17 protein-coding genes are annotated in these 16,695 nt (G+C 56.8%); 3 read left to right on the top strand and 14 right to left on the bottom strand.

Annotated elements, in window-relative coordinates:
* Positions 1-53 precede the first annotated feature (53 nt).
* The 8 genes from AC27VJ_RS18260 to AC27VJ_RS18225 all read right to left on the bottom strand — a co-directional run bounded on the left by AC27VJ_RS18260 (position 54) and on the right by AC27VJ_RS18225 (position 8,239).
* Positions 54-1,397 carry a bifunctional folylpolyglutamate synthase/dihydrofolate synthase gene (locus tag AC27VJ_RS18260; protein WP_488685243.1) on the bottom strand — a complete coding sequence of 448 codons (1,344 nt, stop codon included), beginning with the start codon at positions 1,395-1,397 and terminating at the stop codon, positions 54-56.
* 39 nt (positions 1,398-1,436) lie between these two features.
* Positions 1,437-2,330, bottom strand: coding sequence for an acetyl-CoA carboxylase, carboxyltransferase subunit beta (gene accD, locus AC27VJ_RS18255; RefSeq protein ID WP_353579188.1), 894 nt, complete (start codon positions 2,328-2,330; stop codon positions 1,437-1,439).
* A 33-nt stretch (positions 2,331-2,363) separates the two neighbouring features.
* Positions 2,364-3,203 carry a tryptophan synthase subunit alpha gene (trpA, locus tag AC27VJ_RS18250; RefSeq protein WP_113087361.1) on the bottom strand — a complete coding sequence of 280 codons (840 nt, stop codon included), beginning with the start codon at positions 3,201-3,203 and terminating at the stop codon, positions 2,364-2,366.
* A gap of 2 nt (positions 3,204-3,205) precedes the next feature.
* Positions 3,206-4,426: a tryptophan synthase subunit beta gene (gene trpB, locus AC27VJ_RS18245; protein WP_488685211.1), complete on the bottom strand. Its 1,221-nt coding sequence runs from the start codon at positions 4,424-4,426 to the stop codon at positions 3,206-3,208.
* A 2-nt stretch (positions 4,427-4,428) separates the two neighbouring features.
* Positions 4,429-5,085: a phosphoribosylanthranilate isomerase gene (locus AC27VJ_RS18240; protein WP_488685210.1), complete on the bottom strand. Its 657-nt coding sequence runs from the start codon at positions 5,083-5,085 to the stop codon at positions 4,429-4,431.
* Between the two features lie 115 nt (positions 5,086-5,200).
* Positions 5,201-5,968, bottom strand: a complete 768-nt coding sequence (locus AC27VJ_RS18235; RefSeq protein WP_488685209.1) for a M48 family metallopeptidase — start codon at positions 5,966-5,968, stop codon at positions 5,201-5,203.
* Between the two features lie 45 nt (positions 5,969-6,013).
* Positions 6,014-7,249 (bottom strand): polyhydroxyalkanoate depolymerase, encoded by a 1,236-nt coding sequence (locus tag AC27VJ_RS18230; protein WP_488685208.1) that lies wholly within the window; start codon positions 7,247-7,249, stop codon positions 6,014-6,016.
* 147 nt (positions 7,250-7,396) lie between these two features.
* Entirely contained in the window at positions 7,397-8,239 is an 843-nt protein-coding gene (locus AC27VJ_RS18225; RefSeq protein WP_488685207.1) for a fumarylacetoacetate hydrolase family protein, read from the bottom strand.
* 205 nt (positions 8,240-8,444) lie between these two features.
* On the opposite strand from AC27VJ_RS18225, the gene AC27VJ_RS18220 reads away from it, so the two are divergent.
* Positions 8,445-9,047 (top strand): nitroreductase family protein, encoded by a 603-nt coding sequence (locus AC27VJ_RS18220; protein WP_488685206.1) that lies wholly within the window; start codon positions 8,445-8,447, stop codon positions 9,045-9,047.
* 113 nt (positions 9,048-9,160) lie between these two features.
* Here the strand turns inward: AC27VJ_RS18220 and AC27VJ_RS18215 are convergent, their stop codons facing one another.
* The 5 genes from AC27VJ_RS18215 to AC27VJ_RS18195 all read right to left on the bottom strand — a co-directional run bounded on the left by AC27VJ_RS18215 (position 9,161) and on the right by AC27VJ_RS18195 (position 14,504).
* Positions 9,161-11,596, bottom strand: coding sequence for a DNA gyrase subunit B (locus AC27VJ_RS18215; RefSeq protein WP_353579196.1), 2,436 nt, complete (start codon positions 11,594-11,596; stop codon positions 9,161-9,163).
* 157 nt (positions 11,597-11,753) lie between these two features.
* Positions 11,754-12,119 carry a helix-turn-helix domain-containing protein gene (locus tag AC27VJ_RS18210; RefSeq protein ID WP_488685205.1) on the bottom strand — a complete coding sequence of 122 codons (366 nt, stop codon included), beginning with the start codon at positions 12,117-12,119 and terminating at the stop codon, positions 11,754-11,756.
* Positions 12,116-12,691: a Smr/MutS family protein gene (locus AC27VJ_RS18205; protein WP_488685204.1), complete on the bottom strand. Its 576-nt coding sequence runs from the start codon at positions 12,689-12,691 to the stop codon at positions 12,116-12,118. Before AC27VJ_RS18205 ends, AC27VJ_RS18210 begins: the two co-directional genes overlap by 4 nt.
* Positions 12,691-13,809 carry a murein transglycosylase A gene (mltA, locus tag AC27VJ_RS18200; protein WP_488685203.1) on the bottom strand — a complete coding sequence of 373 codons (1,119 nt, stop codon included), beginning with the start codon at positions 13,807-13,809 and terminating at the stop codon, positions 12,691-12,693. The genes AC27VJ_RS18205 and mltA overlap by 1 nt, the downstream gene beginning before the upstream one ends.
* Entirely contained in the window at positions 13,806-14,504 is a 699-nt protein-coding gene (locus tag AC27VJ_RS18195; RefSeq protein ID WP_488685202.1) for a Tim44/TimA family putative adaptor protein, read from the bottom strand. Before AC27VJ_RS18195 ends, mltA begins: the two co-directional genes overlap by 4 nt.
* Positions 14,505-14,772: 268 nt before the next feature.
* On the opposite strand from AC27VJ_RS18195, the gene AC27VJ_RS18190 reads away from it, so the two are divergent.
* Together AC27VJ_RS18190 and secB are read left to right on the top strand one after the other, a co-directional pair.
* A complete protein-coding gene (locus AC27VJ_RS18190) occupies positions 14,773-15,285 on the top strand; it encodes an FxsA family protein (RefSeq protein WP_488685242.1) in 513 nt (170 codons plus the stop codon).
* Between the two features lie 84 nt (positions 15,286-15,369).
* Positions 15,370-15,852 (top strand): protein-export chaperone SecB, encoded by a 483-nt coding sequence (gene secB, locus AC27VJ_RS18185; RefSeq protein WP_111841287.1) that lies wholly within the window; start codon positions 15,370-15,372, stop codon positions 15,850-15,852.
* Positions 15,853-15,994: 142 nt separating this feature from the next.
* Here secB and dnaQ read toward each other — a convergent pair whose 3' ends face one another.
* The gene (gene dnaQ / locus AC27VJ_RS18180) at positions 15,995-16,693 is read right to left on the bottom strand and encodes a DNA polymerase III subunit epsilon (protein WP_488685201.1); all 699 of its coding nucleotides are present in this window, start codon (positions 16,691-16,693) and stop codon (positions 15,995-15,997) included.
* Between the last annotated feature and the right edge of the window lie 2 nt (positions 16,694-16,695).

Genomic DNA, 16,695 nt, shown 5'->3' with positions numbered 1-16,695 from the left:
GAGGCCTTGAGCCGCAATCCAGTCGCAGCGTCTGAGGCGTGACAGAGGAATGCCTACTTCGGAACCGTCCCGTTCAACGCCAGTGCATTGCCCGCTAGATAAAGCGACCCGCCGATTAAAATCCGTGGCGCGGGTTTTCCGGGCGCAAGGCGTTTCGTCAGTTCTTCCAGCGCTTCCTCGATAGAAGATGTCGGCGCGGCGACCAGTCCGGCGTCGAAAACGGCATGGGCGAGCACCACGGGGTCAATGGCGGCATCCGTGCCGTGAATTGGCACCGTGAAGACATATTGGGCGATATCCGCAAAGGCCTTGAAATAACCGACCTGATCCTTGGTGTTGATCATACCCGCAATCAGAAACAGCGGACGCGCTTGCTTTTCCTCGAAACCGGCCATGGCTTCGGCAATCACTTCACCGGCACCGGGATTATGGCCGCCATCGATCCAGATTTCCGCACCGGGGGGTGCGAGGTCAACGATCTTGCCTGTTGTAATGCGTTGCAGACGGCCCGGCCACTCGACCGAGGCCATCGCCTTTTCGATCATCCGATCCGTGACCTCAAAGCCTGCGGCCTTGACGGCGCGAATGGCGGCGGCGGCGTTGGCGAGCTGGTGGCGACCGGGAAGGCGCGGCAGCGGTGCATCCACCAGGCTGAACTCATCCTGATAGACCATGCAGCCGAATTCTTCATGGGCGGAATAGTCCTGCCCGTAAACCGCTGTCGGGCATTTGTTGCGCTCGGCTGTGTTCACCAGCACATCGAGAGCGGCATCATATTCCTGATGACCGATGACGACGGGTGATCCTGTTTTCATGATCCCGGCTTTTTCCGCAGCGATCAGTTCAACGCTATCACCGAGATAGGCCTGATGGTCGAGCGAAATCGGCATAATGACCGAGACTGCCGGGTTGCTGATGACATTGGTCGCATCGAAGCGCCCGCCCAAGCCAACCTCGATAATGGCGACATCGGCTGGATGTTCTGCAAACAGAACGAAGGTAACGGCTGTGAGGATTTCGAAGACGGTAATCATCTGCCCGTCATTGGCAGCGGCCACGCGTTCCAGCGCATCTGCCAGAACCGCGTCTTCGACATAGCGGCCCTTTTCGCCACGAATACCCAGACGGTAACGCTCGTACCAATTGACCAGATGCGGAGAAGTATGGACGTGAACGCCGAGGCCCGCCGCTTCCAGAATGGCGCGGCTGAAGGCCGTTAGCGATCCCTTGCCGTTGGTGCCAGCCACATGGATAACGGGCGGCAATCTCTTATGCGGATTGCCGAGTTTTTCCAGAAGCCGGGTGATCCGGTCCAGCGAAAGATCAAAGCCCTTGGGGTGAAGCCCCAAGAGCCGTTCGATGATCCGTTCTGCCTCGCTGTGGGCAGGCGTCGTCATATCCGTCATCAGCCCCTCCGGAGCCAGTCGTGACAGGCGTCAGGCGGAAGCAGCCAGAGGCAAAACGTCCGTCGCTGTGTTGGCTGGTGCCTTGGTCAGAATTTTGAACAGGCTGGCCAACGTGTCGGGAATCTCGCGCCGATCCACGACCATATCGACCATGCCGTGATCCAGCAGATATTCCGATGTCTGGAAGCCTTCAGGCAGCTTTTCGCGGATCGTCTGTTCGATAACGCGCTTACCCGCGAAGCAAATCTCGGCACCTGGCTCGGCAATATGCACATCGCCCAGCATCGCGTAGGAAGCCGTCACACCACCCGTTGTCGGGTTTGTCAGCACGACGATGTAAGGCATGCCCGCTTCTTTCAGCATATTGACCGCAACCGTGGTGCGCGGCAACTGCATCAGCGAAAGGATACCTTCCTGCATGCGCGCGCCGCCAGATGCCGGGAACATGACGACCGGGCAACGCTCCGAAATGGCGCGCTCGAATGCCTTGACGATGGCCTCACCTGCGGCGATGCCGAGTGAGCCGCCCATGAACTGGAACTCGTGCACGATGGCGACGATCTTTAAGCCCTTGAGCTTGCCGACGCCGGCAAGGATCGTGTCTTCCTGCTCGGTCTTGGTACGGCTGTCACGCAGACGGTCGGTGTATTTCTTGGAATCGCGGAACTTCAGCGGATCCTGAGCCACCTTCGGCTGCGGCAGGGCTTCGTATTCGCCACCGTCGAAAAGGTCTTCAAGGCGTGCCTTGGCAGGCATCTTCATATGGAAACCGGAAGCGGGGATGACCCACTTGTTTTCTTCCAGATCCTTGTGAAAAACCATCTCGCCCGTTTCCGGGCACTTGATCCAGAGGTTTTCCGGTGTATCCCGGCGGCCAAGCATGGAGTTGATCCGAGGCCGTACGTAGTTGGTGATCCAGTTCACGTTTAATACTCCTGACTATCTGCGCTGAACCAATTACTCGGCAGCGGCAAGGCGCGATGCACGTACGCCCGTTGAAAGTCCCTTTACCAGTGTTGTCACGGAGGGAACAGTGTCATTGGTGGCCTTACCATCCTTGGTCAGGCTTCCGGCGATCTGGTTGACGATGGCGGAACCCACCACCACACCATCGGCAACAGCACCGATCGCGCGGGCATGATCCGCCGTCTTGACGCCGAAGCCCACGCAAACGGGAAGGCCGGTATGCGATTTGATACGCCCGACAGCACCGGAGATCAACGATGGATCGGGCAAGGCCGAACCGGTTATGCCGTTCATCGAGACGTAGTACACGAAACCTGAGGTATTTTTAAGGACAGCAGGCAAGCGTTTGTCATCCGTCGTCGGCGTTGCCAGACGAATGAAATTGATGTTGCGCTCAAGCGCCGGAACGCAAAGCTCGTCATCCATCTCAGGCGGAAGATCGACCACGATCAGGCCATCGATGCCAGCGGCCAAAGCTTCATCCAGAAACTTTTCGACGCCATAAATATAGATCGGATTGTAATATCCCATCAAAACGATTGGGGTAGCGTCATCGCCCTTGCGGAATTGACGCGCCAGATCAATCGTCGTTTTCAGCGTCTGTCCGGCTTTCAGCGCGCGCTGACCGGCCATCTGAATGGCGGGGCCATCGGCCATCGGATCGGAAAACGGCATGCCGAGTTCGATGACATCGGCACCGGCTTCCGGCAATGCTTTCATAATGCCGAGCGACGTTTCGAAATCCGGATCGCCACCCATAAAGTAAGTGATCAGAGCCGGGCGGTTTTCAGCGCGCAGATCGGCAAAGCGCTTGTCCATACGTGCAGTCATGATTACGCCCCCATTTCCAGAAGCTTAGCGACGGTGAAAATATCCTTGTCGCCGCGGCCTGACAGGTTCATCAGGATGATTTCATCCTTACCCATGGTTGGGGCCCGCTTGATAACTTCGGCCAGAGCATGGCTCGGCTCGAGTGCCGGAATAATACCTTCGAGGCGTGTCAGCATCTGGAAGGCGTCCAAAGCTTCGTGGTCCATAATCGGCACATATTCCACGCGACCGATATCGGAAAGCCAAGAATGTTCAGGGCCGATGCCGGGATAGTCGAGACCGGCAGACACGGAGTGACCTTCCTTGATCTGGCCATCCGGATCCTGAAGCAGATAAGTGCGGTTACCGTGCAGGACACCGGGCGAACCGGCGGTGATCGACGCACAATGTTCTTCGCCGGACAGGCCCTTGCCGCCCGCTTCGACGCCGACGATCTTGACGCTTTCATCATCCAGGAAGGGATGGAAAATGCCGATGGCATTCGAGCCGCCGCCCACGGCTGCAATAACGAGATCCGGCAGGCGGCCTTCGGCCTCCAGCATCTGGACCTTGGCTTCATCGCCGATGACGGACTGGAAATCACGAACCATTTCTGGATATGGATGCGGACCGGCAGCGGTGCCGATCAGGTAATAGGTGTCATCGACATTGGTGACCCAGTCGCGCAACGCCTCGTTCATGGCGTCCTTCAGCGTACCGTGGCCAGCCGTGACAGGCACGACTTCCGCGCCCAGAAGCTTCATGCGAAACACGTTCGGAGCCTGACGCTCCACATCGGTCGCGCCCATATAGACCACGCATGGCAGACCGAAGCGGGCAGCAACCGTTGCCGAGGCAACGCCATGCTGACCGGCACCGGTTTCCGCAATGATGCGGGTCTTGCCCATGCGCTTGGCCAGCAGGATCTGGCCGAGGCAGTTGTTGATCTTGTGTGAGCCGGTGTGGTTGAGCTCTTCGCGCTTGAAGTAAATCTTCGCGCCACCCAGTTCAGCGGTCAGCCGTTCGGCGAAATACAACGGGCTTGGGCGGCCGGTATAATGGGCACCCAGATGTTTCAGCTCGGCCTGGAATTCGGGATCGGTCTTCGCCTTGTCCCATTCCGCCTGCAGCTCGAGAATCAGCGGCATCAACGTCTCGGCAACAAAGCGGCCTCCGTAAATACCGAAGCGTCCGTCCTCATCGGGACCGGCGCGGAACGAGTTGGGTTTCAGCGTTTCGTTCACTCTCAAACTCCCTGCGGCCTTGCCGATCGAACCGCATCGAAAAATGCGTCGATCATGGCCAGATTCTTGACACCCGGCGCGCTTTCGACGCCGGAAGATGCATCTATTCCCCTCGCCCCGGTTTCTTCCAAGGCTTCAGCGATATTGTCTTTGTTCAATCCCCCGGAAAGCATGTAATCCACGCCTTCGTCAAGAGAGCGCAACACGGTCCAGTCGAAGGATACGCCATTGCCGCCAGGCAGATCGGAACCCGCGGGCGGTTTGGCATCAAACAGAAACTTGTCGGCTATCCCTATATAGTGATCGATTTTGGCAAGATCATCGGCGTCGCGTATGGAAAACGCCTTCATGACCGGCAAACCGTATACGGCCTTGACGTTCAGCACCCGCTCAGGGGTTTCGCTGCCATGCAGCTGCAAAATGTCCGGCTTCAAGAGATCGATGATCTCGTCCAGTTCGTCATTGTCGGCATCGACGGTCACGGCTACGATCTTGACGCTGCCGCGCACGGCATCGGCCAGCTTGCCTGCAATGTCAGGCTCGATATTGCGCGGGCTTTTTTCGAAGAAGATGAAGCCGATATGGCTCGCGCCACGTCTCACGGCCCGCTCGATAGCGTCCGCAGATCTCAATCCGCAAATCTTGATATCCGGTGTCATGGCCTTCCTCATGAATTGCGAGGTGCCATGAAACAGGCGTCGAGTCGAGCCAAATCGAAACAGCCATGGGGACGGAGCGAATGTTTCACGTGAATCCAAACCATTTTGAAAGGATTTACTCGAAATCAATTGCGTGGAGTTGTGATCCGTTGCGCTTCAACCAGGCCTTCGAGGTTTCGGTATGCGGGCAGAGTTTCTCGCACAGCGCCCAGAATTTCGGCCCGTGGTTCATTTCCCGCAGATGCGCGACTTCATGCGCCGCCAGATAATCGATGACAGCTTCCGGCGCCATGACGATGCGCCACGAGAAGCTGAGATTGCCCTCATGCGAGCAGGAGCCCCAGCGGCTGCGGGTGTCTTTCATGGAAATGGAGCGTACCGGCTTGCCGACTGCCTTGGCATGAAAGGCCACTAGCCGTTCCAGATCGGAACGCGCTTCCTTCTTGAGAAAAGTTGCGATACGGCGGCCCATATGTTCCGGCGCTCCGCTGACCCGAAGAACCGCCTCCCCTTCGGTATTCTTCGCCAACTGCGTCACGCCGCGCAATGTGCCGGTATGTTCGATGCGATGCGCCACGCCCCGGATGGAGATGATACCGCCATCTTTGATGCTGCCTTCTTCTGAGAACTTGGAGAGCCTGGCTTTCAGCCAGCCATTGTGCCGCTCCAGAAAATCATCCACTTCGCGGTGGTGAAGCCCATAGGGAATGGTCATCTTCAGCGCTTTGCCACCCGGTTCGATGCGAAGCGTGATGCGGGTGGCGCGCTGATTTTCCTTGATGGTGATGGGCAGGCTGCGCCCACCGACGTCCACCATACGCTGGGAAGGCGTGGCTTTGCCGGATGCCGGAGATTTCGGGGACTTTCGAAGAAGCGAAAACATCGCCTTTCATAGCGATTCGCGCCGGAAAAAGCTATCTGCCTGCTGCTAGGCGGTCCGCTCATGCTTATGGAAGAACTCCAGCATACGCGGCACGATCTCGCGGCGGAACCGCGAGCCGTTGAAAACACCGTAATGTCCGACATCCGGCTGCATGTAATGTTCCCGTTTGTCAGCAGGAATATTCGCGCAGATATCATGGGCGGCCTTGGTCTGGCCCACGCCGGAGATATCGTCATTCTCCCCTTCCACGGTAAACAGCGCGACCCGTTTGATGGCAGCCGGATTGACCGCCCTGCCCCGATGCAGCATTTCGCCTTTGGGAAGGGCGTGTTCGATGAACACCGTCTCCACAGTCTGGAGATAAAATTCGGCGGTCAAATCCATCACGGCCAGATATTCGTCATAGAACTCGCGATGCTTTTCTGCGGAATCGCCGTCATTCTTGACGAGGTTCAGGTAAAAATCCTTATGCGCGGTCATATGCCGGTCGAGGTTCATCGACATGAAGCCGGAAAGTTGCAGGAAGCCGGGATACACCGTGCGGCCGAAGCCCGGCTGGGGCCATGGCACCTGCATCACTACATTGTCGCGAAACCAGTCGATGGATTTTCCCTTGGCCAGTTCGTTGACGGCGGTGGGTTTGATGCGCGTATCGATCGGACCACCCATCAGCGTCATGGATGCCGGTGCAAACGCATCTCCGTCTGCCTCCATGACAGACACCGCGGCCAGAACCGGAACAGATGGCTGACAGACGGCAACGATATGCACGCCCTCGCCCATGTGATGCAGCATATCGATGACGTAGGAAATGTAATCATCAAGATCAAAGCCACCTTCCGTCATCGGAACAGTGCGCGCATCCAGCCAGTCGGTGATGTAGATTTCGGCAGACGGCAGCAGTGCTTCTACAGTTCCACGCAGCAAGGTCGCGTAATGGCCGGACATGGGGGCGACCAGCAGGATCTTGGGGTCCGCCTTGCGGCCCAACGGCAAGTCCCGCTTGAAATGGACGAGATTGCAAAAGGGTTTCGCCCAGACTGTTTCTTCCTGAACGGCGACCAGCTGATCATCGATCATGGTGGAGGACAGCCCGAAGGCCGGCTTTCCATAGCGCCGGGTCAGGCGCTCGAACACTTCGAAACTCGCATCCAGACTGCGCCCGAAGGCGGTGTTGGACAGCGGGTTCATGGGATTATTACAGGCCTGACGCATGAGATCTGCACTGGCACGCAGCGGTGCCATGGCCGCATGGTTCATTTCATAAAGCTGATAAAACACGAATGAACGCCTCCCGTCGTTGATCGCAGTCTTTTTTGTAGGATAGCATCTTTTCGCAGTTGCACAAAATGCAGAAAGCGCCAGCGGTTTCCCGATGGCGCTTGATATCGAAAGAAGAGGTCAAAAACCTCTCACTGACCCATTCACTTAGACATCAGCAACAAAGGTCTGCTTCTGGCTGCCGAGACCCTCGATCCCCAGTTCCACGACGTCACCCGCTTTCAGGAAGCGTGGTGGCTTCATGCCAAGGCCGACGCCGGGCGGGGTGCCGGTGGAAATGACATCGCCCGGATGCAGGGACATGAACTGGCTGAGATAGGACACCACATTGGCAACGCCGTAGACCATGGTCTTGCTGGAACCGTTCTGCATGGTTTCGCCATTGACCTTCAGCCACATGCCGAGATTTTGCGGGTCGGTGACTTCATCCTTGGTCACGAGCCATGGGCCGATCGGGCCGAAGGTGTCGCAAGATTTGCCCTTGGTCCACTGGCCTTGCCTCTCCGACTGGAAGGCGCGTTCCGAAACGTCATGGGAAACACAATAGCCGGCAACGTAATCCAGAGCGTCCGCTTCGGAGACGTATTTCGCGGTCTTGCAGATCACTACGCCGAGTTCGACTTCCCAGTCGGTCTTTTCCGAACCGCGTGGAATGACGACATTGTCGTCAGGACCGACGATGGCGGATGTCGCCTTCATGAAAATGACCGGCTCAGGCGGCACTTTCGCGCCGGTTTCTGCCGCGTGGTCCGAATAGTTGAGGCCAATGCAGATGAACTTGCCGGTGCCAGCAACGCAGGCGCCGATGCGGCCATCCGAAAGAACCGGTAGCGTTGAGAGATCGATGGCTGCGATCTTCTTCAAGCCTTCAGGCGAAATCGCCTCGCCGCCAATATCCGTCACATGCGCTGAAAGATCACGAGCATTGCCATCTGCATCCAGAATGGCTGGCTTTTCCTGGCCCGGCTGGCCAACGCGCATCAATTTCATGGAACTCTCTCCCGGTTATCATACAAGATTATGCATATATGAACGAACTATTTATCCTTGTCACCCCTTCTAGCTTTTACAGGCGGAAGGTTTCTTTGTGTCGTTCGAGCCCGCGACATCTATTTGGCGCGTTGTTGATGCAAAACTGTGGCACAGTCCGCTTTGAGCCAATCCATATGGAATTGAAAACTGTCGAGGAGATGAAATGACCCACAGCAACAACCGCCAGTCCGAATATCCTGTCGAACCTCTGTTTCTGGATCGCTGGTCGCCACGCGCATTCGATGGCAAGTCGATGCCGAAAGAGCATTTGCTGACAATCCTCGATGCAGCGCATTGGGCACCTTCTGCGTCCAACCTGCAGCCATGGCGCTTTGTTTACGCCCATAAGGGCAGCGCGGACTGGGAGAAGTTCGTTGGCTTGTTGATGGAGGGCAATCAGGTCTGGGCGAAAAACGCGTCCGTTCTGCTCTTCATCATTTCGCGAAGCTACAGCCTTTCCCGCGAGGGTGAGAAGAAGCCAGCACCAACCCATTCCTTCGATGCTGGTGCGGCGTGGTTCTCGCTCGCCGTGCAGGCCCATATGCTCGGCTATCACGCTCACGGCATGGCCGGTATTTTCAAGGAAAAAATCGTTGAGACTTTGAATGTGCCAGAAGGCTATGTGGTCGAGGCAGCTGTCGCGATTGGCACGATGACGGACAAGAGCACCTTGCCGGACAATCTCGCGGAACGTGAAGTGCCGAGCAACCGGCTGCCGCTGGCCGATGTTGCCTTCGAGGGCAGCTTTACAGGCAAGGCCGACTAAAAGCCACTCGCCTAGTCTAGGACAGACAAAAGGCCCGGTGGACTGTCCACCGGGCCTTTTATTAATAGTCTGTTTCACGTGAATCGTCATTTGCGACGATCCACAGGCGAACATTAGATATCGAGGTTGGCAACGCTCAATGCGTTTTCCTGAATGAAGTCACGGCGTGGCTCCACCTCATCGCCCATCAGGCGGGCAAACAGACTGTCGGCGTCGGTCGCGTCTGGAATCTTGACCTGAAGCAACGAGCGCACATTGGCGTCGAGCGTGGTTTCCCACAGCTGCTCGGCATTCATCTCACCAAGACCCTTATAGCGCTGCATCGACAGGCCCTTGCGGCCTGCTGCAAAGATCGCGTCGAGAAGCGAGCGCGGGCCCGAAATCGTCAGCGTTCCATCCTTGCGCTGCAGCACCGGCGGCGTCTTGTAAACGTCACCCATGCGGGTCGCCAGCTGGTCGATATGGCGTGCGTCTGCGGAGCCCATGAGGCCCATATCCAGCGTCGAGACTTCCTTGACGCCGCGCACCATGCGCCAGAAACGCAGGCCGCCATCGTTTAGGACTTCACCCGCCCAGCCGCGCTCGGTTTCCTCGGCAATCATGTCAAGACGACGTGCCACTTCGGCAACGGTCGATTCAGCCTTGCTGGAATCGGCGGAAAGTTCAGGGTTCAGCGCGCCAGCAATGGCCGCCTGCTCGACGATGGAACGGCTGTAGCGGGAATGAAGGCTGTCGATCAGCGTGCGCATGCGCACCGCGTCGAGAATGACTTCGCGCAAATCTTCACCGACACGGACTTCGCCGGAACCGAGGGTCAGCGATGCTTCCTCGATACCCATGGAAATCAGATATTCTTCCAGCGCCTTCTCGTCCTTCAGATACTGCACGGACTTGCCGCGCGTAACCTTATAGAGCGGTGGCTGGGCGATGTAGAGGTGACCACGCTCGATCAACTCAGGCATCTGGCGGAAGAAGAAGGTCAGCAGCAGCGTGCGAATATGTGCACCGTCAACGTCAGCATCAGTCATGATGATGATCTTATGGTAGCGCAGCTTGTCGGCGTTAAATTCGTCCTTGCCGATGGATGTGCCGAGTGCGGTAATCAGCGTGCCGATTTCCTGGCTGGACAGCATCTTGTCGAAACGGGCGCGTTCCACGTTCAGGATTTTACCGCGCAGCGGCAGAATGGCCTGCGTTTCACGCGAACGTCCCTGCTTGGCAGAACCACCAGCGGAGTCACCCTCGACGAGGAAGACTTCGGACTTGGCCGGATCACGCTCGGAGCAGTCAGCCAGCTTGCCGGGCAGAGAGGCAATATCGAGTGCGCCCTTACGGCGGGTCAGTTCACGCGCTTTTCTGGCGGCTTCGCGGGCAATCGCAGCTTCCACGACTTTGCCGACGAGGATTTTGGCTTCGCTCGGATGCTCTTCGAACCAGGTGCTGAGCGCTTCGTTGACGAGGTTTTCAACAGCAGGCCGCACTTCCGAGGAAACCAGCTTGTCCTTGGTCTGCGAGGAGAACTTCGGGTCTGGCACCTTGACCGACAAAACAGCGGTCAGGCCTTCACGGCAGTCTTCACCCTGAAGGGAAACCTTTTCCTTCTTGGTGATACCGGAACTATCCGCATAGGACGTCACCTGACGTGTCAGCGCGCCACGGAAACCGGCCATATGCGTGCCGCCATCGCGCTGCGGAATGTTGTTGGTGAAGCAGAGCACATTCTCGTGGTAGCTGTCGTTCCACCACATGGCGACTTCGACGGTAATCCCGTCCTTCTCGCCTCTGATCGCGACAGGCTTATCGACCAGCGGCTTCTTGGCGCGGTCCAGATAACGCACGAAGGCTTCCAGACCACCATCATAGGTCATCTCTTCCTGCTTGATATCCGAATGGCGCTTGTCTGTGAGAAGAATGCGCACGCCGGAGTTCAGGAAGGCGAGTTCGCGAAGCCGGTGTTCCAGCGTCGCGTAATTATATTCGGTCATGGTGAAAGTATCGGAGCTGGCCAGGAAGGTCACTTCCGTGCCGGAACGTCCTTCGTAATCACCAACGATCTTCAACGGGCCATCGGCCACGCCGTGGGTGAAAGTGATTTCGTGAACCTTGCCGTTGCGGCGAATGCGCAGCTTTAGCCAGACAGACAGCGCGTTGACCACTGACACGCCCACGCCGTGCAGACCACCGGACACCTTGTAGGAATTCTGGTCGAACTTACCGCCCGCATGCAGCTGCGTCATGATGACTTCGGCAGCCGAGACGCCCTCGCCCGTGTGGATATCCGTCGGGATACCACGACCGTTGTCGGTTACCGTGACGGACCCATCGGCATTGAGCGTGACCGTTACCAGATCGGCGTGACCGGCCAGCGCTTCATCGATGGCGTTGTCCACGACTTCGTAGACCATGTGGTGCAGACCGGAACCATCGTCGGTATCGCCGATATACATGCCGGGGCGCTTGCGCACAGCATCGAGGCCTTTCAAGACCTTGATGGAATCGGCTCCATAGGCTGCACTGGCGGCGTTTTCGCTCGACGATGTTTCAGTCATAAGCACTCTTTCCAAATGTATCTGTCGCAGCGCGTCCAAATGAGACGGCGCGGCAGCGAATCACTTTTAATCTGACGTGTGACTATAGAAATTCCGCTTCGATATCCAAAGTCCGCAAGCGCCAAAACCCTGCATAAAGCAGGGGATAGCGAGGGTTTCAATCGCAAGAACGGCTTTTTTGCAGCACGGCTGCCAATTCATCTATCACACTTGGCGCCAGCTTGCGAATATCCCGCGCCAATCCGTTTGCCAGAGCCGTATATTCCTTCGGCAAACCCGCCGTATCGATCACCACGCGCGGGTCGGATGCGCCCGCCAGAGAGAACAATTCATCCGCCTCGTCCCAGATGATGTTGAAATATCCGGCAATGCGCTGAAGAAGATTAAAGCTGGGCTTGCCGCGTTTGCCGTGTTCCAGCGCCGAAAGATAGGCAGGCGATACGCCGATGGCGAGCGCCATCTGTTTTTGCGACACGCCCTTTTTTTCGCGAAGACCACGAACGGCGTCCGCAAAGGGCGTCATGACGTATCTCCCCGTCTTCGCGCCAGGCGCACGTAAAGCGCGCCATCTCCACCATGGTTCATCGATGCATCTTCATAGGAGGAGATGAGATATCGATATTCCGGCTTGGAGAACCACATTGGCACCGCTCTTTTCAGAGCGCCGTCACTGCCCATGGACCGACCCTTGCCGGTGATGACGAGAACGTGGCGCAGACCCCGTTCATGGGCACGAATCAGAAAATCGAGCAAAACCGCGTGGGCCTCACTCTGGAACATGCCGTGCAGATCGATGCGTGCTTCAAGCGGCAGTCGCCCACGGGTCAGTTTGCGTTTGACCGGCTTTTCCATCGGGCTGTGAATGCGCTTCTTTTCCGCATCCGTGGCCAGAGGCTGGGACACCGTCTCAACGATCATCTGCGGGAAAGGCGGAATGATCTTGGCTGCTTTCGGTGCGGGCTCCGGCTCGACTTCCGCTTCCAATGCTTCGAAGGCAAGCAAGTCTTCGACACGACCGGAAATCAGCCGGGTCGTTCTGGCGACCTTGCCCCATAAGATACGCTCGTCCTTGCCGAGTTTGCGGCCGCCCTTCATTACCGATACCTTTCCGCCGCCCCACGCGGAATCAGTATATAAAAATCTGCATCATTGCGCACGGTGCCCGCAAGCTCTCCTGCATCGTCACCCGATCCGGTGAAGATATCGCCGCGCGCCGGCCCGACAATCGCCGATCCCGTGTCGAGCGCCAGCAACAGCCGCCCGAAGGGTTGACCATCATCCAGATGGGTCAGGCTTTGCGAAGCGATGTAGAAAGGGAAGCCAAATGTGTGGATCAGCCGATCCACCGCAAGCGACCTGCCCGCAATCAACGGTACCTTGGCAGCCGCAATCGGCCCGAGTTCAAGGCCTTCCACATCGGCCTCGCGGAAGAAAATGTAAGACCGGTTATGCCAGAGAACCTCATCCACCTGTTCGGGATGGTCCCTCAGCCACTGGCGGATGGTCTGCATGGAGATGGTGGCCGGGTCGAGTTCACCCCGATCCAGCAAGAGGCGTCCCACAGGCGAAAACACATGGCCCGCTTTTGCCGCATAAGTAATCCGCTTGATCGTGCCATCGGCGTAGCGAAGACGTGCAGCACCCTGCACATGGACGAAGAACAGATCGACCTTCGATTTGGCCCAGGCGATTTCAAACCCCCGCCCTTCGAGATAGCCGCGGTCGATTTCGCCTCTATCGGGGTAATGCGAAATCTTCCCGTCCCGCAGCAAACCGAAGGCATAATAGGGATCGATCTCTTCCGGCCGATTGGCGTCATCGAGATCGATCAAATCATCCGGGCGGCGATAGATCGGATATTTCCAGACGGCATCCGGCGAAGCGGATACCTCCAACTCAGGCTCGTAAAACGCGGTGACGAAACCGGTTTTCCCAGATGAAGGAGATATTTTGAAAGGCAGACAGTGGTCTTCGAAGAACCGGCGAGCCGTCGCCGCATCGGAGAAATTTGCCTGTTCAGCCTTTTCGAAAAAGGCGACAAGTTCTTCGGCGGTCAGACCCAGGGAGCCGGTGCGGTAAGGCTTGCCTTTGCGCATATGCGCCAGAATGGATTGCATGGCCGGAAGCAACGCGGAAGGGTCGTCCTTCTGCCAACCCGGCAGCTCAGCAAACGACACGTCCTTGAGTTCGAAATTCCGGCCAGCGCTGGTCATTGCTCGGATTCGGTCGCAATCAGCTTCCAGTTCGGATCGCGAGAACGGATATCGCGCGAGAAAGTCCAGATGTCATCGACCTCGGAGACATTTTCGGCATCGCCGTCGATCAGCTTGCCTTCCTTGTCGTAGGTCGCCGAAATCAGCTGGCTGATGATGCGAAGGGTGATCTGCTCTTCGGAATCGCGAATGCTGGCATGGGTGATATCGATTTTTTCCGTGCCGACGAATGTGGATTTAACCACCTCGCCACGGCTTTCACGCTCTGTGATCGCCGCATTGAAGCCGTCATAGACTTCCTTGGACAGAAGATTTTTGAGCGTCTTGCGGTCGCCATCGGCAAAAGCCATGACAATCATCTCATAAGCCATCCGCGCGCCGTTCAAAAACTCCTTCGGGCGGAACGAAGGATCGGTTTTGGTCAGTTCACGCAGCGAATCATTCAGCGCGGAGCCGACAGGAGAAATGGCATCAATTTCCGCAAAACGGTTTTCTTCTTCGCCCTCACCACGACGCGGTAAGGTAACGACCTTGTTATCGTCACCTGCGCCGGATTTGGCGACATCGCGGGGGCTGTAGGGGTCGATTGGGGGCTTTTCATTGCCGGTACGACGGCCAAGGACACTGCGCAGCTGAAGAAAAATCAGCACTGCAGCCACAAGAAAAAACAATGTTATAAAGTCGCTTGAGCCCATCTTTTACCGAAACCGCCATTTAAATCCAATTTTCTACACATCATATAGTCTGCATCTGCTCATCATTCAAACAGGCAGATTCAATCGCCGGTCTCCAAACATGGCCAGCTTGGCGATATGATGGGTATTCAGGCACCGGATGACACGGAAAACGCTTCTGCATTTCCGCTTCGGTGAACAGATTTTCGACAGCTTGGAACGTCACCCTCAGCATCTCGCCAGCATCTGGATGAATGCAAGCGGGCTTCAACAACACAAGGCAGGACTTATGCGTTTCTCACTCTTACCCGTCATCGTTCTTTTGATGCCGATCCTGGAAATTGCCGGCTTCATCGTCGTTGGCAAGGCTCTTGGACTGTGGCTGACGTTGGCGCTGATCCTGCTCACATCCTTCCTCGGCCTCGTCATTTTGAGATCCGGCGGCCTTGGCATGGTGCGCAATCTTCAAAATGCCAGCCGGACGGGTGCAGAGCCTGCGGAAGCGATGATCAATGGCGGCATGCGGGTTATCGCCGGTATTCTTCTGTTCATTCCCGGCTTCATTACCGATGCGATTGGCCTTCTGTTGCTGATCCCGGGTTTCAGAAAGCTCATCTGGACAGCCATAGGCCCACGTATCGTGGTTGCAAGCTCCTTCAGGGGAAAGGGTTTTCGTCCAGGCCCGCAGCGTGATGCGTCTTCCAAGGTGGTCGATCTGGATGAGGACGACTTTCATCGGGAAGGGTCGGGACATTCGCCCTGGTCGCAGAACCGGGATGACCGCGACCTGCCAAAACCCTGACCTGCCCCTCTATATCAAAGGGTTGTAAGCCTATTGTCGAGATGATAGACGGGCTTCCAAGAATTCAATCCGCGAGGACATATTATGACCACTGAAAACGGTGCGCAGGAAGGTGCAAACCCCTCCCTCAATATTCTGACCCAGTACACCAAGGATTTGTCGTTTGAAAATCCGGGCGCTCCACGGTCGTTGCAGGCACGCGATGGCGCACCTGCAATCAACATCAATGTCAACGTCAATGCGAACCCGATTTCCGGTTCCGACTTCGACGTCGTTCTGACGCTGAATGCAGAAGCCAAGGATGGCGACAAGGTTCTGTTCGTTGCCGAACTGGTTTATGGCGGCGTTTTCCGCATCACTGGTTTCCCGCAGGAACATATGCTGCCGGTTCTCTTCATCGAGTGCCCTCGCCTCCTGTTCCCCTTCGCACGCCAAATCATCGCAGACGTCACCCGCAACGGCGGCTTCCCGCCATTGATGATCGACCCGATCGATTTCTCGCAGATGTTTGCGCAGCGCGTTGCCGAAGAACAGGCCCGCGCCAAGGTTCAGGCCGTTCCGAACTGATCTGCCGAAATTTTTTGATGAAGAACCCGGGTCAAAAGCCCGGGTTTTTTTATGGGCGGAATTTGTTGAGCATTTTATCTCAGCAATGCCAACCGCACTATTCGAAGAAAAATCCGCGCGGCCTAACTCCGTTATTGTCGCCCTAGTGCTGGTATTTATTCCAGATCGCCTTATCGCCCATCGCCAGAACCAGTTTACCATGGGCTGCTGCTGTTTCTGCGTCCAGCCGCTGTGGCAATGGTCGGGATCTCACCAGAGCTTCCAGGGGAACATCATCGACGGTCTCATTGACCTGCGATTTTACGGCAGAGCCGAACCCGAGCGCAGTCTGGCGACCGCCGATCATCTCGATATAAACTTCCGCCAGAAGTTCGGAGTCGAGCAACGCGCCGTGCTTTGTACGGTGTGAGTTGTCTATGCCGTATCTGCGGCAGAGCGCATCGAGCGAATTTGGGCCCATCGGATGTTTGCGACGGGCCATGGACAGCGTATCTGTCACCATTTCCGGCGAGACCGGTTCGATGCCAAGACGCCCAAATTCCGCATTGATGAAACCCATATCGAAGGTCGCATTATGCGCGACCCAGCGCGCACCTTCAAAAAAGTCGCGGATTTCCTGAACGACCTCCTCGAATTTTGGCTTGTCCAGTAGGAATTCATCCGTGATGCCATGCACGGCCAGCGCATCCGGATGAACCTTGCGGTCGGCAGGATTAATGTAAATATGGATGGTCCGGCCAGTCGGGAAGTGATTGAAGAGTTCGATGCCGCCAATTTCGATGATGCGGTCGAACTTCGATTCCAGGCCGGTGGTTTCCGTATCGAATATGATTTCGCGCATCG

Source organism: Agrobacterium sp. 20P9.1.2 (genome assembly GCF_057799395.1).
Note: the sequence above shows the minus strand (reverse complement) of the source record. Positions and strands in the feature narration are given on the sequence as shown.

What these genes read in the sequence shown, in the direction of transcription:
- AC27VJ_RS18220 (WP_488685206.1), top strand. Translation starts at nt 8,445, where the DNA reads ATGACCCACAGCAACAACCGCCAGTCCGAATATCCTGTCGAACCTCTG.
- dnaQ (WP_488685201.1), bottom strand. Translation starts at nt 16,693, where the DNA reads ATGCGCGAAATCATATTCGATACGGAAACCACCGGCCTGGAATCGAAG.
- AC27VJ_RS18205 (WP_488685204.1), bottom strand. Translation starts at nt 12,691, where the DNA reads ATGAAGGGCGGCCGCAAACTCGGCAAGGACGAGCGTATCTTATGGGGC.
- AC27VJ_RS18225 (WP_488685207.1), bottom strand. Translation starts at nt 8,239, where the DNA reads ATGAAATTGATGCGCGTTGGCCAGCCGGGCCAGGAAAAGCCAGCCATT.
- AC27VJ_RS18260 (WP_488685243.1), bottom strand. Translation starts at nt 1,397, where the DNA reads ATGACGACGCCTGCCCACAGCGAGGCAGAACGGATCATCGAACGGCTC.
- AC27VJ_RS18235 (WP_488685209.1), bottom strand. Translation starts at nt 5,968, where the DNA reads ATGTTTTCGCTTCTTCGAAAGTCCCCGAAATCTCCGGCATCCGGCAAA.
- AC27VJ_RS18215 (WP_353579196.1), bottom strand. Translation starts at nt 11,596, where the DNA reads ATGACTGAAACATCGTCGAGCGAAAACGCCGCCAGTGCAGCCTATGGA.
- AC27VJ_RS18240 (WP_488685210.1), bottom strand. Translation starts at nt 5,085, where the DNA reads ATGACACCGGATATCAAGATTTGCGGATTGAGATCTGCGGACGCTATC.
- trpA (WP_113087361.1), bottom strand. Translation starts at nt 3,203, where the DNA reads ATGACTGCACGTATGGACAAGCGCTTTGCCGATCTGCGCGCTGAAAAC.
- secB (WP_111841287.1), top strand. Translation starts at nt 15,370, where the DNA reads ATGACCACTGAAAACGGTGCGCAGGAAGGTGCAAACCCCTCCCTCAAT.
- AC27VJ_RS18210 (WP_488685205.1), bottom strand. Translation starts at nt 12,119, where the DNA reads ATGACGCCCTTTGCGGACGCCGTTCGTGGTCTTCGCGAAAAAAAGGGC.
- mltA (WP_488685203.1), bottom strand. Translation starts at nt 13,809, where the DNA reads ATGACCAGCGCTGGCCGGAATTTCGAACTCAAGGACGTGTCGTTTGCT.
- AC27VJ_RS18190 (WP_488685242.1), top strand. Translation starts at nt 14,773, where the DNA reads ATGCGTTTCTCACTCTTACCCGTCATCGTTCTTTTGATGCCGATCCTG.
- AC27VJ_RS18195 (WP_488685202.1), bottom strand. Translation starts at nt 14,504, where the DNA reads ATGGGCTCAAGCGACTTTATAACATTGTTTTTTCTTGTGGCTGCAGTG.